This window comes from Paenibacillus sp. FSL R10-2788, from assembly GCF_038003885.1.
Lineage (GTDB): Bacteria > Bacillota > Bacilli > Paenibacillales > Paenibacillaceae > Paenibacillus_AQ > Paenibacillus_AQ odorifer.
The window spans coordinates 3,923,450-3,940,192 of sequence record NZ_JBBOQA010000001.1 but is presented as its reverse complement, the minus strand read 5'-3'; the positions used below and the strand labels follow the sequence as shown (position 1 = coordinate 3,940,192).

Here is a 16,743-nt window from a genome sequence, read left to right as displayed (position 1 = left end):
GATAACGAAAGTCATGAGTGAGACAACATCATCCAAACCGATGTATGAAAAAATATTTGATGAAGTGAAGCAACTTATCCTTAATAAATCTTATGGACAAGGCGAACGGGTTCCCTCTGAGAAAGAACTGGCTGAAGCCTATAATGTTAGTCGGATTACGAGTAAAAAAGCTCTGGAAATGCTCGCCGCGGAACAATTAATTGTGAGAAAACCTGGAAGAGGTTCATTTGTGGCTGATCCAGCAGTCGATTACATGGAATCAGCGATATCTCCGGGGACGGTCTCCGACGGAACTGTTTTCAATTCCTTTAACCATGAGGAAAAGACGATCGGTCTGGTTATTACCGACTTTGGCAACAGCTATGGCACAGGCTTGATTTATGGCATGGAGCAGGCTTCACGTGATAATGATTGTTTTCTGGTTTTAAGAAGAACCTTTGGGGTCCCGGAGAACGAAGAGAAGTCTATTCAGAAGTTGCTCAGCTTAGGTGTAGATGGTCTGATCATTTTTCCGGCTCAAGGCGAATTTTTTAATGCTGAGATTCTAAAATTGGTGATAGGGCGCTTCCCGCTAGTTCTGGTAGATCGCCATTTAAAAGGAGTGGCAGCAGCATCGATCAGTACTGATAATATGCAGGCTGCACTCAAAGGTACGGAGTATTTATTTGATCTCGGGCATACTCACATCTCCTTTCTCTCTCCACCTCCAGCGGATACCACAGCTCTTGAAGAGCGGGTAGAAGGATTTATTCAAGCGCATGCAGAGCGGGGGATAGCTGTAGACAAGGGATTGTGGGTCAGCGATTTGACCTCAACACTACCGGATTCCTTCAACGATGAGAATATTGAACATGACATTTCACGGCTTATTTCTCATTTGCAAAAGAATCCAACAATAACAGCGCTTTTTGCTGTGGAATATAATATTGCGCTGCTGGCTAGAACTGCGGTCCAACGACTTGGGCTACGGATTCCAGAAGATATTTCGATCATTTGCTTTGATAGTCCGCCAACTCCACTCGGTTCGGGTTATGCATTTACCCATTTACGGCAAAATGAAGAAGAGATGGGGCGACTCGCAGTAGAAAATGTATTGCGAATTATGAACGGGCAAAGTGTGTCCAATAAGATAATGCTGGAAGCTGAGTTGATTTCTGGTGAATCAACAAGCTCTGCTAAACAATCCATCTCTAAATAGAAATTTGGGTTATTATCCAAATTAAACATATATTAGTTGTTATGAAAACCTATCTTTATGGATGGGTTTTTTTATTTATTTTAGAAATATATTTATCTTTATAGATGTATTGATATATTATTATAATAAATAAACATATTGACATACCAATTACATGACAATATACTAATCAATGAAAGCGCTTCAAAGCTCAAAAGAAAAAGGGGGTATTATAACTGAAAGCAACTAGAGAAATACCCGAGTCGATGCAAAAACTGGCATCTAGCGTAAAAGCACAGCTGAGTGATCGTCCGAAATTAGCCGACATGTTCGAGAAATGTATGGCTAACACCTGGAACACAACCTTAAAACGAATGCCAAACGGAAGCACTTTTGTTATTACCGGGGATATTCCAGCGATGTGGCTACGGGATTCCGCCGCACAGGTCAGACCTTTCCTAATCCTTGCCTCCGAAGATGAAGAAATTGCAGACATGATTGAGGGACTTGTACGTAGACAATTTACTTACATCCAGCTTGATCCTTATGCTAACGCATTCAATGAAGAAGAAAGTGGGCATGGTCACCAAGAGGATCTGACAGAGATGAGCCCGGGAGTCTGGGAAAGAAAATATGAAATTGATTCGTTATGTTATCCAATCCAACTGAGTTATCTGCTCTGGAAGAATTCGGGCCGCACAAGTCAGTTTAATGAGTCATTTGTAACGGGCGTAGAAAGAATCATAACATTATGGACTACCGAACAGAACCATGAGCGCGATTCAAAATATCTTTTTCAACGGATGAACTGTCCGCCCACGGATACGTTAGCTCGAGAAGGCAAAGGGACGTTGACGGCTTATACCGGAATGACTTGGTCTGGATTTCGTCCTAGTGACGATGCCTGTGAATATGGGTATTTGGTTCCAGCCAATATGTTCGCGGTGGTTGTTTTACGATATGTGTGTGAAATTGCCCGTGAGATTTTAGGTGATCAGGAGTTGGAAAAGAAAGCTAGGAAACTATCTGACCAGCTTAATAAGGGAATAAGTGAGTATGGAATTGTAGAACATCCAGAGTATGGGGCGGTCTATGCCTATGAAGTAGATGGTCTGGGACAGGTGAATATTATGGATGATGCAAATGTACCGAGTCTTCTCTCTATTCCCTATTTGGGTTATGTGAGTGCTGATGATCCTATCTATAAGAATACCCGTGAACTTATTTTAAGTAGCACTAATCCCTATTTTTTCGCAGGAAAAGAGGCTGCTGGCATTGGAAGTCCGCATACGCCAAATCGGTATATCTGGCCCATAGCTTTAGCGATACAGGGAATGACATCTGTCAGCATAGAGGAACAGGAGGTCTTACTTCAGCTGCTGGAGAAGACGGATGCTGGAACTGGATTTATGCATGAAGGGTTTCATGTGGATAATCCTGATGAATTTACACGTCCATGGTTCTCTTGGGCAAACATGATGTTCTGTGAGCTTGTACTCATGCGCTGTGGTAGGCAAATTAAGCGCGGTTGAGACCAACAAGGTTTTTATAATCGACTCTAAAGGGGATAGAGAACATGAAAAAATGGCTGGTTACCTCCATTGTTTTGGTAATGACTACTACTCTTGCTGCGGGCTGCGGTGGTAATAACGGATCTGCGGACAAAGAGACCGGAAACACAAGCAAAGCTGGGAGCAGTACCGGGAAAAAGACAGAGCTTACCTTCTGGGGAGATTGGGGCGGTGAGGGGCAGAAGCAATTCGAGACCATGGTGGATGCTTTTAATAAATCGCAGGATAAAATTCACGTAAAATATGTGCTGCAACAGGATATGATTACCAAATTCCTAACTTCTGCGACCAATGGTGGCACTCCCGATGTACTGTTTTGGGACCGTTGGAGAACTTCGCTGTATGCTCCGAAAAATGTACTGCATCCGGTAGATGAATACTTAACGCGTGACGGCATTTCCGAAGATGATTTTTACAGCGAATCGCTACGGGAGCTTTCATACGATGACAAATTATATGGGCTGCCGCTTACGGTAGATGCACGTGCTCTTTTCTATAATAAGAAGCTGCTCGCAGAGGCTGGACTTCAGCCTCCAACAACTTGGGATGAGCTAGAGGCAGCGGCTACGAAGCTAACCAAATGGAATGGAAATAAATTGGAGACCGCAGGTTTTTCTATGGGAGATTTGGGACTTTTTAATATGTATCTCCAACAGGCTGGCGGCACCATGCTTACAGAAGATGGAAAGACCAATTTTAATAATGAGCAGGGCAAGCAAGTGCTTGAGTTCTGGGATCGTCTGATGAACAAGGATAAGGTATATAAAGTAGGGTTCGAACTTGGACTTGGTGAAGGGCAAGATGCTTTTGTCACAGGTAAAGTGGCTATGCTGTATTCCGGTCCGTGGATGCTCAGCACCTATAACAAATATGGTAAAGATCTGGATTATGGGATCGTTCCTCCTCCGGCCGGACCAAATGGTGATAAAGGCAGTGTCATGGGTGGATTTGGTCTAGTGATTCCAGAAGGCTCCAAACATAAAGAAGAGGCATGGGAGTTCATCAAATGGTGGACAGCGAACAAGGATAACGCGTTGCTCTGGGCAAAGACGAGTCTAAACCTGCCGGGTTATAAGCCATCGATGGAAGATCCATTTTTCAAGGATGATCCAAAGTGGCAGCCGTTTCTGGAAACGTTGGAGTTCGCCAAGGTTCGTCCGAACCACCCTGGATATTCCGTAATGGAGACTGATGCTTTGGCCCCTAATTTGCAGCTTAACCAGCAAAACAAGATGAGCATTGATGAGACCTTAAAGAAATCGCAAGAAGAGGGCGACAAAATGCTGAAGGATAATGAAGTAGTGAAGTAATAAGTAAGACATTTGAAGTGAAGGGAGGTTTCGCCTCCCTTTTGCTTAGGAGGGGGTAGCTGAAATGGCTTCCATCAGAAAGCTAGAGAAACATCAGGCGCGGACGGCTTATCTGTTTATTACACCCACGGTATTGCTGTTTACAGTTTTCACGGTCATCCCCGTGGTAATGGCGCTATATTTAAGCTTTACCAACTACGATGTACTTAGTAGAAACGATTGGATCGGTTTTGATAACTATCGCCGTTTGATAGAGGACAGTTTGTTATGGAAAACATTCCGAAATGTATTTCTGTATTCCATCATTTTCGTTCCATTTAATATTCTGATTTCGCTTCTCCTCGGGATTCTACTTAGTCGATCCTGGCGTGGGGTAAAGTTGTTCCGCACACTGAATTATCTGCCTACCCTTACATCCGCTGTTGCTGCAGCTACGGTATGGATCTGGCTTTTGCATCCTGAATTTGGTTTGGTTAACGGATTGTTGTCTTATGTTGGGATTACAGGTCCGGCTTGGTTATCCGAGACACGAACGGCGATGTTGTCCATTATTATGCTTACCCTCTGGCAGTCGGTAGGTTCTAATATGATTATCTACTTGGCAGGTCTGCAAGGCGTGCCTGACTATTTGTACGAATCTGCACGGCTGGACGGTGCTAATAAGCTGGCTTGTTTCCGGTTTATTACTTGGCCGCAGCTGCGACCAACGACCTTTCTTGTCAGTACGATGTCAATTATTGGTGCGTTGCAGTTGTTCGACCAAGCTTTTGTGCTGACGCAGGGTGGTCCGGCGAATATGACAAAGACCCCGGTTTATCTGATCTATCAGCAGGGCTTTAATCAATTGCAAATGGGGTATGCGTCTGCACAAGCATTTGTGCTTGCTGTGGCGATTCTCATATTCTCACTTATAAACATGCGGATCACAAAGGCGGAGGAGTCCATTGTATAAGCCGGGCTTGCCATGCAGAAGGGGGATAGAGGTATGGATACTAGCGGAAGTTCGTTATTAAAAAGAAGCTTAAGTAAATCTATCTATTATATAGTGTGCATTGTTATTGCCATCGTAATGTTTCTACCTTTTTATTGGAGTGTTCTTACATCCTTGAAGCCTGACGAAGAGATATTCGCCATGCCCATCCGGTGGTTTCCTTCACATTTGACCTTAGAACACTATCGTAAGGCATTTACTACGGTTCCGTTTGCGCTCTATTTCTGGAATTCGCTTGTACTTGCAGTAGCGGGTGTACTGGCGAATCTGTTCTTTGGTTCCATCAGTGGATACGCGTTTGCAAAGTTGAATTTTAAGCTCAATAAGCCAATATTCCGCGTGCTGCTTGCGGCGATGATGATACCAGGCATTGTGACGATGATCCCCACGGTTTATGTTATGCGCCATATTCCTCTTTTTGGAGGCAATGATATTTTTGGTAGCGGGGGTAACGGGCTGATGAACTCATTCTGGGGGATTATTCTTCCGGGCGCTTCAGGAACCTTTGCTGTGTTCTTTATGCGGCAATTCTTTCTCACCTTGCCTAGTGACATGATGGAAATGGCCCGGATCGAAGGCTGTGGAGAGTTTAAAATATTTTGGCGGATTTATTTGCCGTTGACTAAACCAGCGTTGGCTACTTTAAGTATCTTTACCTTCCAAGCGGGCTGGAACAGTTTCTTATGGCCAATGATTGTGCTGAATGATCCCAACAAAGCAACGATTCAAATGGGACTTCAAGCTTTTTCTTATAATTTTCAAACAGACTACGGTCCAATGATGGCTGGTGCGCTAGTAGCGATCTTGCCGATATTGGTGTTGTTTTTAGCGCTTCAGCGTTATTTTGTACAGGGAATAGCCTTTAGTGGTATTAAGGGTTAATGCAACAAAAATCGAACCAGGGAGAGAGTCTATATGAACCAATTGGAGATAGGGATTTGGGAGGCACGGGCGAATCAAGCACAAGCTGCGCTGGATTCATTCTTCTGGAATGAAGCGATCAAAATGTACAATATAGAAACACCTTGTCCAAATGGAGAATGCAACACGATTTTTCATTATTGGTGGATGGCTCATGCTGTGGATGTATTGGTAGATGGACTACAGCGGACTAGAGAGAACTGGTATGCCGAAAGGCTTTCCGCACTTCATGAAGGTCTGCTTCAGCGAAATGGTGGAGTATGGCCAAACGAGTTGTATGATGATATGGAATGGATGGCTCTCGCGTGGCTTCGTGCATATCAAGCAACAGGAGTGGAAGGTTATAAAGATACAGCCCTTCTTTTATGGAATGACATTCAGACAGGCTGGAACGAGCATATGGGCGGTGGGATTGCTTGGCAGAAGTCACAGTTGGATTATAAAAATACACCAGCCAACGCACCGGCAGCTATACTTGCGGCACGCTTGTATCAAGCTTTTGGTGAAGCTAGCAATCTTGAATGGGCGTTAAAAATATACAGATGGCAAAAAGAGCATCTGGTAGATCCGGCAACGGGTTTTGTATGGGATGGCATGAATCGCACTGGCAATGGCCAGATCGATAAGGATTGGAAATACTCCTACAATCAAGGCGTCTTCATTGGCGCAGCAGTTGAACTGTACCGTATTACTAAAGAGCAAGAATATTTAGAGGATGCTCACCTAACCTTTGCCGCCGCAGCACATGAACTTGCTGACTCTCAGGGAGGTGTGCTGCCAGATGAAGGGAATGGTGATGCGGGACTGTTTAAAGGGATCCTGATTCGCTATACAGCTGAATGGGTTAAAGCTGATTCTGCAGCAGTTGATGCTGTTGATTTCCTGCGTGCGAATGCAGAATGTCTCTGGGAACAAGGAAAGTCAGAGGACACAGTGTTGTTTGGCACAGATTGGACTTCGTCCTCTGCTGTTGTAATTCAGCTCAGCTCCCAGCTTAGTGCGATCAAGCTGCTGGAGAAGATGGCTGAATTAACTAAGGAACAGGTTTGAGGTGAGTTCTTAATGACACAAGCAAAGGAAGCCATAGAAGGGGTCAGTTGGCAGGAAAAGTCCGAGTGGTTCCAACAATGTCTACTACGTAATTATTATAATGCTGAGACTGGGATCATGAACCAATGGTATCCCAGAGAGTACAACGTTGCGGGGGAAAACTTTTATTATTGGTGGCAGGCTCATGTCATTGATATTTTAGTAGATGGTTATGAGCGTAGTGGAGATCCTGTGTATTCCTTGAGAATTAAGGAGCTAAGTCAAAGTCTGCAAGCTTATAACGGGGGGACTTTCAGGCATAATTACTATGATGATATAGAATGGACAGCATTGGCGTTGCTGCGTGCTTATCGGGTTACAGGATATGAAGCCTATTTAAGTGCTGTGCTTGATCTATGGGAGGATATTAAGACGGCTTGGAATGAACAGTTGGGTGGAGGTCTGGCGTGGAAGAAGGATCAGCTCGATTATAAAAACACTCCTGCCAATGCACCTGCCGTTATCCTTGCAGCCCGGTTATATGAACTTTTTCATAAGCAAGAGGATCTGGAGTGGGCATTCCGTATCTATGAATGGAACAAGACATATTTAGTGGATTCTGCGACTGGTTTTGTGTGGGATGGGATGAATAGACGCGGGGATGGCCAGATCGATTACGATTGGGAGTTTACGTACTGTCAGGGAGTGTTTCTAGGCGCTGGCCTAGAGCTTTACAAGAATACGGGTAATGTTCATTACTTAGAAGATGCGAATCGAACGGCTAATACTTGTATTGATCGGTTATGTGATCCGGTTAATCTGATACTGCCTGATGAAGGCATTGATGATACGGGTTTGTTCAAGGGTATTCTGATTCGTTATTTGGTTCAGCTCTGTAAAGAATCTCCTGAAAATATCCGTATTCGCGAGGTCGTATTGGCCAATGCAATGCAGTTATGGGAAAAAGGTCTGGATAAACAACTGGGTCTGTGCAGTTCATCGTGGGAAGTGAAACCGGAGCTTCCGGTTCAGCTGAGCATTCAACTCAGCGGCTTGATGCTGCTGGAGGGTGCGGCGGCACTGGCGAACGAGTAGCATATAAAATATAAAGACACCTCAAGAGAGGTGTCTTTTTGTTGTTTGAATAACTATCTACAATTAGAAGATTCGATGCTTCCAGCCATTTAATTTAGCGATAGCCTCAATATAATAGTAGTCTCCATAGATCAGGGATACATCAATGAAGGAATCGCCACTGCCAGTTCCGTGCAATAAAATCGCTTCATGCTCCGGCTGCTCCCAGGTTGCGTAATTTTCAGTCAGTGAGCGCAGAATTCGCTCCGCTGCATTTGCATATAGACTTTTTTCGCCTAATGGTACGATATCTGCAAGCTCTAATAATCCTGAAGCGGCTATAGAGGCTGCGGAGCTATCTCGGAACATCCGTGTGTCATCCTCTAGGCGGAAATCCCAAAAAGGGACTTGATCCTCGGGTAAAGCAGAGATGAAATAATGTGCGATCCGTTTAGCAGTGTTCAGGAAACGTTCATCTCCAGTGTGGCGATAAGTATTGATGAAGCCGTACAGTCCCCAAGCCGTTCCACGGCTCCAAGAGGATTCAGCCGAGTAGCCTTGACCGCCAAAATTCTCAATATAAGCACCTGTCTCTGCATCAAAAGAAATAATATGTTTGGTGGATCCATCCTCACGTATGCCATATTGCATCGTCGTCTCGGCGTGGTTAATTGCAATATGCTTATAGCGGGGATCACCTGTCACTTTGCTGGCCCAGAACAGCAGGGAGATATTTAACATACAGTCGATAATTACCCAGCCGTATTTATCTTCATTCCATGCGCGGATGAATTTGCCTACAGGATTATAGCGGGCAGCGAGGAAATTCGCCGCTTCAATTCCTCTGCGCAGGGCATCTTCGTCACCTGTAATTGTATGTTTGATTACAGCTGTCGGTAGGAATTGGAATCCCACATCGTGATGCATCTCAACCGTTGGTTTAATAAACCATTCCTCCAAGGTACCGTCCCAATGCCAAGCGGCCTCCTTGTAAAGGTCTTTTCCGGTCATATCATGCATGATCCAGAGGAGTCCAGGCCAGAACCCTGTAGTCCACCAGTCTGAACCGATATCATCAAATTTGCCATCTTTTCCGGCGAAATGCGGGCACTTATCACCGATCTGCTCTATCATACGTTCTACTTTTGTATCGAGTCTACCCATGATCTCTTGCCAATAAGGGTTTGTCATTGTTACTGCCTCCAGTGTATTTAGGATGTTATGAGTATAGCTTTCTAAAGTTCAGGAAAGTTGTGTTTTGATATAAGGAAATGTTTGATTATTGTCATGTTGTAACAGGCTTTTAATCTATAACTGACAAAATACAAACATTTCTGCATAACACATTAAAACTTTATCGGTGTTAGAAGCGATACAATCTAAATGAACAGGAGGATGGTAAAGTGGATGATTTACAAGTATATAAAGCACCTAAAGATTTCCCGGGACGTGAGGATTATAAGGTCAGAGTACGGCAGCCTGAAGGAGAATGGCATAGCTTGTTTATTTACGAGGTTAAGGTAGATATGCATGAGGTACGTCCTGCATCCATGGCTTATTTTGATCTGGAAGGTACAGTAGAAGTTGAAGTCACCTGTCTTTATACGGAGATTGATTGTGTGAACATTGCTCCGGCTTCGCGAGAGGTCACTTACGAACATCATGGAAATACCATTTTGTTTAAGCTAACGGGTCCGCAAAAGTTATCGATTGAGATCAACGGTGATATTTTTCGGAATCTGCATTTATTTGCTAACCCTAAGGAGAAGGATGCCCCTCAACCAGAGGATGCTAATGTCCTAGTAGTCCAACCGGGTATACACCGGAAACCTGATCTTTTACGTCTGCTGGAAAATGCCGCTGCTGATCCTCGTGAAAAGAGGAAGGTGCTTTATTTCACTCCGGGCACACATTATATAGAAGAAACAGTATTGCCGGTCCCTTCGGAAACCACGGTGTATCTTGCCGGAGGTTCAGTGCTTGTAGGTTCCTTGGTATGCGAGGGAGTTCATGATGTATCCATTCGTGGTCGCGGTGTAATTTATCTTGCGGATTTTCATCGATTCTCGGCCTTTCGAGGGATACGAATTGTTTTTTCACGATCTATAAATGTGGAAGGTATTACCGTGATTGATCCGCCACATTATAGCATTTTCATCGGGCAGTCTGAGCAGATTGTGATTGATAATTTCAAATCGTTTAGCACTCGCGGTTGGTCTGATGGCATTGATATCATGTCTAGTTCTGAGATTAGAATCCGGGATGTTTTTATGCGTAATTCTGATGATTGTATTGCTATCTATGGCTCAAGATGGGATTTTTATGGGGATACCCGCAATATTAGCGTTCATGATTCTATTCTGTGGGCGGATGTTGCTCATCCATTGATGATTGGCACTCATGGTGACCATGAACGGAATGGTGACGTAATTGAGTCTATTGTTTTTGCGAATATTGATATCTTGAATCATCACGAACCGCAAGAGAATTATTGGGGGGCACTGGCGATTAATGCCGGGGATCGAAATAAGGTGTGTAATGTTCTATATGAAAATATACGTGTGGAACGTATTGAGCAGGGGCAGCTAATTGATGTGCGAGTGGTCTATAATAAGGACTACAATCCAGAGCCGGGGACAAGCATCCGGGACATTACATTTCGAGACATCAGCTATAGCGGGAGGGCGAACCCTTCACGAATTTATGGATATGACGAAGAGAGAGCTGTTGAAAATGTGACCTTTGTCAATTTAAGGATCAATGGTGAACTGATGGACGCCCCCCGCCCAGAGCTGATAGATATTAATCATTTTGCTAAAAATATACTCTTCGTTACTGAAAAAAATACGGTTGTGTAGATTAGATCTAATTACTTTTTCTATATTTTAACGGCGTCGTCCCTAGGACTCTTTTGAACAGTTGATTGAAATAAGAGGCATTTGGAAAACCAACAGTGATTCCGATTTGCTCCACAGGCAGGTCTGTCGTTCCTAACAAGCGGCAGGCCTGTTTGATCCGGCGGGCAGTCAGATAATCAACAAGCCTTCCTCCGGTTTCCTGATGAAAGATTCTGGAGATATAGGATTTGGACAAGTGAATCTCCTCAGCCAACTGATCCAGATTAACCTCCTCATGATAATGCTCTTCGATAAAACTCATGATTTTCTCAGAATAGCGCAAGGTTCGCCGTTCTCCTGATTGGAATACATGCTGATCTTCAGTTCCTATACTGCTCAATAATTGAAGAATTAACAGTGAAATGTCTTCGGTATCCTCAGTCAGACTGACTTTTTTATTGTGATTATAATGCTCCAGAATCCACTCCACAGACTCAACGTGGTCCTTAAGATCAAAGGCACAATGTGTATTTTTTCCTTGCCAAAGCGCTGTGAATAAAGCCTTTCTTTTCGCAAAACCCTCCAGCAGGTGCTCAGCAACATGTGGATCAATGTAGAAGATGGTTCGTTCAAAAGGACACTCGGGAGAAACCTCAGAATAGATCCGGTGCAGCTGATAGGGCTGGAAAAAGAATAACATTCCCCTGCGAATATCGTACATCTGCTGATTCACAACAACGTTTCCCTGTCCGCCATACACGAACATGACTTCGCAGCATTGATGCCAGTGATAATAACCTTTGTAATAGTCGTCGGTATATATTTTATAATCCCAAATCAAGGTCTTATGTTCTTCAAAAACAACAGGTTCGAACAGCTGCTTCATAGGCCCTCCAAGATGACAAAATATAAACATTTTCTTATATCCCATTATAACTTTAATTATTATGAAAGCGATACAATAAATACGTTAAACTATGAAAAATCCGGTAGTGGAGGGTAACATTATGACGCGAAAAATTGTTAATCCGGTGTTGGCAGGTTTTCATCCAGATCCGTCTTTTATTAGAGTAAGGGATGATTATTATATCGCAACATCTACTTTTGAATGGTTTCCAGGTGTAGAAATCCATCATTCCAAGGATCTAGTCCATTGGCATTCCATTTCACGTGTTCTGACAGAAGCCTCACAAGTAGATCTGCGTGGTAACGTAAGTTCTGGTTCCATTTGGGCACCAGCGCTTTCTTATGATCAAGGCGTGTTCTATCTGCTATTTACAGATGTGAAATCTCGCAAAAGTGTATATAAAGATCTGCATAACTATTTAATTACAGCGACTGATATCATGGGTCCGTGGAGTGAGCCGGTTAGACTTAATGGCAGCGGGTTTGATCCATTTTTGTTCCATGATCTGGACGGGACCAAATGGCTGCTTAATATGCGTTGGGATTTCCGTAAAAATCACAATAACTTCTCTGGCATCATTATGCAGGAATATGACCCGGAGACTGGCAAATTAACGGGACCTATCCATGAAATTTATAAAGGGACACCTATCGGAGTGACCGAAGGTCCGCAATTGTACCAGAAGGATGGGTACTATTACTTACTGACAGCTGAAGGGGGCACCGGCATCAACCATATGGTTACCTTAGCTAGAAGCCGAAGCCTCACAGGTCCTTATGAGACTGATCCGGATTTCCCGATTATGACCACGGCGCATGATCTGACCTACCCGTTTCAGCAAGCAGGTCATGGATCGCTCGTAGAGACTCAGAATGGGGACTGGTACATGGCACATTTATGCACACGTCCGATTCCGGGAACGTCAACGATGAATCCGTTAGGCCGGGAAACTGCTATTCAACGCTGTGAATGGACAGAGGATGGCTGGTTGCGATTGGCCCACGGAGGGAAGCTGCCTGCATTGGAGACAGTGGCTCCTGAACTGCCTATATTCACTTTTGAGGAGCTGCCAAACAGAGATGATTTTGATGGAGAGGTTCTTGGATTTCCATACCAAAGCTTGCGTGTGCCCTTTGATGAATCTTGGGTTAGCTTGAAGGAACGCCCAGGGTTTCTTCGTCTGCGCGGTAGAGAGTCGTTAGCTTCACTGCATGATCAGAGCTTAATTGCCCGGCCGATTCAACATTTTGAATGCTCAGCGACAACCTGTCTGGAATTCGAGCCGGATAGCTTCCTGCAAATGGCTGGACTAGTCCTCTATTATGATGACAGTGATTACTATTATTTGCGTGTTACCGCAGATGAGATCCGTGGAACTAGTTTGGGCGTTGTGCTGTGTAGAGGTGGCAAATACGATGAGATTTCCTCTATGCAGCTATCTGTGAAGAATTGGGATCGTTATTATCTAAAGGCGGAAATTCATGGACGTGATCTGTTGTTTTATGCCTCTCCAGATGGGGTGAATTGGACAGCTGTCTGTACTCCCTTAGATTTTGGCACGCTTTCGGATGAATATGGCGGTAAGCTCGGCTTTACCGGTTCCTATGTCGGGGTATGTGCTCAGGATTTGGATCAGCAAGCGAAGCCGGCTTATTTTGACTATTTTGAATATAAAGCTTTATAGGTGTTCAAAAAAACCATAACATTCTTCATATTCTATTTTAGGATAAAATGTTAATTTTTACTTATCTTACATAGAAAGGGATGTTTGTGATTTTGAAAAAGACTTATAAAGTCGTATTAACCTGCACACTCTTGCTGAATCTGGCCCTGTCCTCTGCTGCAATGGCCGCACCCATCGACGTCGACGTGAGTAATTTGAAAGAAGTCCAAACTTCTGGACCGGAAAAGGCTTGGGTTGGAGAATGGAAAGGCGACGATACGATTATTGTGGACACACAAGGAAATGTTACTACTGTTGGAGAACTCAAAGAGTCTTCAAGCTTTGTGCCCCCAGCAGATGACAACCTTATAAATAATGAATTGTTGGCACCGGAGCTAATAACACCTACTTTTGAACCTGATTCTCCGCAAGCAACCCTATCTTCCGCTTATGGTCATGCATGGCCGTATACAGCCGAAAATAGCTATGGAATTAACTGTTATGGTTATGCCTTAAGATTTCCAGGGGCAATCAACCCTGGTGATGGAGACGGGGTCTCAAATGTCAGAGATCCTGCCTATTTTACTAATGTGTATTATACTGCTGGTCTTGTGGTTCAAGATGGCAATACGAATCCTTTATATTTTAAGCCGGGTTGGCGGATACTTCCGGGCCGAACTGCAGCGATTAATTCCGATGAACATCGTATTGCACTTAGAGTGGGGTGGATCGACTCAAATGGGAATGGTAAAGTCGATATTCCTGAGGATAACGTTGATTACCACTTCATGCTTCAAAATAGCTCAGGTTTATGGTCAGAGAAACATGGACATCAACCTTCTCAAAACACAGCAATTTCAGATCCTAGCAATTTCGTCTGGAGCAATGGCTCTCATTATGGTTTTTACAATAGCGTGACCGTTTATATTGCTGCAAAAATATTTTAGAATTTCATAAACATTACGTATGGAATAGCGATAGTCTTTTTTTGAAGATTATGGCTATTCTTTTTTAGTTTCGAATTGTTTATGGGATGATGTATACACTTTTTAACTTTGGTATGATACAATTAAATTGTACACAAATTAAATAAAGGTGGTTATTTTGATGGTATGGGTAGCTAATATTATGGTCGGTGTTGTTGCGTTAATACATATCTATATTGTTTATTTAGAAATGTTCGCTTGGTCAAAGCCAAAAGGGCTTCGAGTCTTTGGAATGACACAGGAAGTTGCGGATGCTTCTAAAACTCTGGCCGCGAATCAAGGGTTATACAATGGATTTTTGGCGGCAGGTTTAATTTGGGGATTGGTTCATCCGAATGTAAATTTCGGCCATCAAATTGAAATCTTCTTCTTGGCAACAGTTATTGTGGCGGCATTATATGGCGGACTGACGGTGAAAAAGTCTATTTTGTTTATGCAAGGTCTTCCAGCCTTAGTTGCATTAATCCTCGTGGTTTCGATTTAAGATAACTTAGAAGTAATGGACTTTAGTAGGGTTTCTACTCGCATACATGCGTGGTGGAGCCCTTTTTTGCGTAAGATTAAGAAATTATTGGGAAAGGATATGCGCTGGTTTAAATGCAGAAATTATGAATAGGTGTACTAAAGAAACAGCAAAGAAGTGGTATATTAATATGTTTTAGGTAAAGGTGCGGCCTTTAGATAAGATGAAAGGGGGACTTTAGCAAACCTATTGCATGCTTGTGTGGGCTGAAAGAGTAGACGAAATGGCGTTTAATCTGAAAGTTCTAGACTTTAAAAGTAAAACCTTATCATAAAAAAGAGCTGCTTCCCAGCAGGGATCACCTGTCGGGAAACAGCTCTTTTTATGACTGGTTTAAATGAGGCTATTATTTAATAGAGGCTGCATAAATCGCTTCTACAGATTTGGAGAGGAGCGCGTTAAACTCTTCTTCTGATTGTCCAGCGCTTAGTCCCTGCGATAACGCACGTGAGAAGCTGGCAATCAGCCCTTGATTATGGGCGAGCTTATCGTTTGCTTCTGCTTGTGTGTAACCGCCTGATAAAGCGACAATTCGCAAAACGTGAGGATCATCCATTAATTCGCGGTAGAAATTATTCTCCGTTGGAATGGAGAGCTTAAGCATGACCTTCACGTCTTTGCCCAGCGTAGACAATTGGGCCGATAGTTCTTCTTTTAGCAGCTTCTCTGAAGCTGTTTTATCAGCAGTGTGGATATCAACTTCCGGTTCGATAATAGGAACGAGTCCCGCTGCTAAAATCTGCTTGCCGATTTCAAACTGCTGTTCTACCACCTTTTTTATACCGGCAGGGTTAGCCTCTTTAATCACCGAGCGCATTTTTGTACCGAAGATGTTACGTTCGTTGGCCCGCTTCAGAAGATCATTCAAGCCGGGAATAGGCTTCATTAGTTGTACTCCGTCCTCAGGGTCGGCAAGCCCTTTATCGATTTTCAGGAAAGGCACAATACCTTTTTTCTCCCACAGAAAATCGGCAGTATATTGACCGTCTATAGAACGATCCATTGTGTTCTCAAATAAGATTGCACCCAGTATATGCTTAGAATCAAATGCAGGGCTCTTGATAATGCGCGTTCTCATCTCGTGAACCAACCCATACATTTGATCTTCATTAGTGTAACTGTCCTCTGCAACACCATATTGCAGCAGCGCTTTTGGTGTACTGCCACCACTTTGATCCAAGGCAGCTATAAATCCCTGTCCCGTCCGAATTCGTTCCCATTGCTCCATATTCATGAAAATTCCTTTCGTGAACTGAATGAAAATTCTTATGTTCATTAACTATAACACTTAATGTACCGGCTCTAAACAAATGGCATTGTAAACTTGGCAGGTAACTAGTTCGTCATGAGTATTTTTTGAATCTGCGATATAAGGACTTCCGGATCTGATTGATCCATGGGGATGACGAGGTATCTACGCGTAATGTCACCTGAGTCCGGATTAGCCAAGATAGACGATACTACATCATCGTTCGGACTGTATTGCAGCTATTTGGTGTTTTTGGAGCATTATTCAGAAGTATCGGACCGCAAAGCTCTTATTGCCAAGTTTTTGCTCCAAAGAAGAGTGGATTTGGTCGAATAGCTGCATCCGAGTCCGATAGCAGGGCAACATGGCCTAAATCTGCGAAATAGCGTCTCCTGAGTCCGGACCGTCGATGGCGAGGACGAGTAGCCTCAGCAGACGATTAAGAATCGACATATAGCGTCATCTGAGTCCGGATTAGCCAAGATAGACGATACTACATCATCGT

General features: G+C 43.6%; 14 protein-coding genes. 11 read left to right on the top strand and 3 right to left on the bottom strand.

Features of this window, described 5'->3' with window-relative positions; translation table 11 throughout:
• The first annotated feature begins 13 nt into the window (after positions 1-13).
• The 7 genes from NSQ50_RS17470 to NSQ50_RS17440 all read left to right on the top strand — a co-directional run bounded on the left by NSQ50_RS17470 (position 14) and on the right by NSQ50_RS17440 (position 8,094).
• Positions 14-1,198, top strand: a complete 1,185-nt coding sequence (locus tag NSQ50_RS17470; RefSeq protein WP_036688093.1) for a GntR family transcriptional regulator — start codon at positions 14-16, stop codon at positions 1,196-1,198.
• Between the two features lie 245 nt (positions 1,199-1,443).
• On the top strand, positions 1,444-2,709 hold the full coding sequence (locus NSQ50_RS17465; protein ID WP_051491558.1) for a glycoside hydrolase family 125 protein: 1,266 nt from the start codon (positions 1,444-1,446) through the stop codon (positions 2,707-2,709).
• 44 nt (positions 2,710-2,753) lie between these two features.
• Positions 2,754-4,058, top strand: coding sequence for an ABC transporter substrate-binding protein (locus tag NSQ50_RS17460; RefSeq protein ID WP_036688089.1), 1,305 nt, complete (start codon positions 2,754-2,756; stop codon positions 4,056-4,058).
• Positions 4,059-4,122: 64 nt separating this feature from the next.
• Positions 4,123-5,010: a carbohydrate ABC transporter permease gene (locus NSQ50_RS17455; protein WP_036688088.1), complete on the top strand. Its 888-nt coding sequence runs from the start codon at positions 4,123-4,125 to the stop codon at positions 5,008-5,010.
• A gap of 33 nt (positions 5,011-5,043) precedes the next feature.
• Complete coding sequence (locus tag NSQ50_RS17450) at positions 5,044-5,931, top strand: carbohydrate ABC transporter permease (RefSeq protein WP_036688085.1); 888 nt, start codon at positions 5,044-5,046, stop codon at positions 5,929-5,931.
• A gap of 33 nt (positions 5,932-5,964) precedes the next feature.
• The gene (locus tag NSQ50_RS17445) at positions 5,965-7,020 is read left to right on the top strand and encodes a glycoside hydrolase family 76 protein (RefSeq protein WP_256717135.1); all 1,056 of its coding nucleotides are present in this window, start codon (positions 5,965-5,967) and stop codon (positions 7,018-7,020) included.
• A 12-nt stretch (positions 7,021-7,032) separates the two neighbouring features.
• Positions 7,033-8,094, top strand: a complete 1,062-nt coding sequence (locus NSQ50_RS17440; RefSeq protein ID WP_038571673.1) for a glycoside hydrolase family 76 protein — start codon at positions 7,033-7,035, stop codon at positions 8,092-8,094.
• 63 nt (positions 8,095-8,157) lie between these two features.
• Here NSQ50_RS17440 and NSQ50_RS17435 read toward each other — a convergent pair whose 3' ends face one another.
• On the bottom strand, positions 8,158-9,264 hold the full coding sequence (locus NSQ50_RS17435) for a glycoside hydrolase family 88 protein (protein ID WP_051491557.1): 1,107 nt from the start codon (positions 9,262-9,264) through the stop codon (positions 8,158-8,160).
• 212 nt (positions 9,265-9,476) lie between these two features.
• On the opposite strand from NSQ50_RS17435, the gene NSQ50_RS17430 reads away from it, so the two are divergent.
• Positions 9,477-10,931: a glycosyl hydrolase family 28 protein gene (locus tag NSQ50_RS17430; protein WP_036688077.1), complete on the top strand. Its 1,455-nt coding sequence runs from the start codon at positions 9,477-9,479 to the stop codon at positions 10,929-10,931.
• 7 nt (positions 10,932-10,938) lie between these two features.
• On the opposite strand, the gene NSQ50_RS17425 is transcribed toward NSQ50_RS17430, so the two are convergent.
• Positions 10,939-11,796: an AraC family transcriptional regulator gene (locus NSQ50_RS17425; protein WP_051491556.1), complete on the bottom strand. Its 858-nt coding sequence runs from the start codon at positions 11,794-11,796 to the stop codon at positions 10,939-10,941.
• A 121-nt stretch (positions 11,797-11,917) separates the two neighbouring features.
• On the opposite strand from NSQ50_RS17425, the gene NSQ50_RS17420 reads away from it, so the two are divergent.
• The 3 genes from NSQ50_RS17420 to NSQ50_RS17410 all read left to right on the top strand — a co-directional run bounded on the left by NSQ50_RS17420 (position 11,918) and on the right by NSQ50_RS17410 (position 14,950).
• On the top strand, positions 11,918-13,501 hold the full coding sequence (locus tag NSQ50_RS17420; RefSeq protein WP_076225259.1) for a glycoside hydrolase family 43 protein: 1,584 nt from the start codon (positions 11,918-11,920) through the stop codon (positions 13,499-13,501).
• A 92-nt stretch (positions 13,502-13,593) separates the two neighbouring features.
• Complete coding sequence (locus NSQ50_RS17415; RefSeq protein ID WP_036688074.1) at positions 13,594-14,427, top strand: hypothetical protein; 834 nt, start codon at positions 13,594-13,596, stop codon at positions 14,425-14,427.
• Between the two features lie 160 nt (positions 14,428-14,587).
• Complete coding sequence (locus NSQ50_RS17410; protein ID WP_036688073.1) at positions 14,588-14,950, top strand: DUF1304 domain-containing protein; 363 nt, start codon at positions 14,588-14,590, stop codon at positions 14,948-14,950.
• 385 nt (positions 14,951-15,335) lie between these two features.
• Here the strand turns inward: NSQ50_RS17410 and NSQ50_RS17405 are convergent, their stop codons facing one another.
• Positions 15,336-16,223, bottom strand: a complete 888-nt coding sequence (locus tag NSQ50_RS17405) for a fructose bisphosphate aldolase (protein WP_076225261.1) — start codon at positions 16,221-16,223, stop codon at positions 15,336-15,338.
• Positions 16,224-16,743 lie beyond the last annotated feature (520 nt).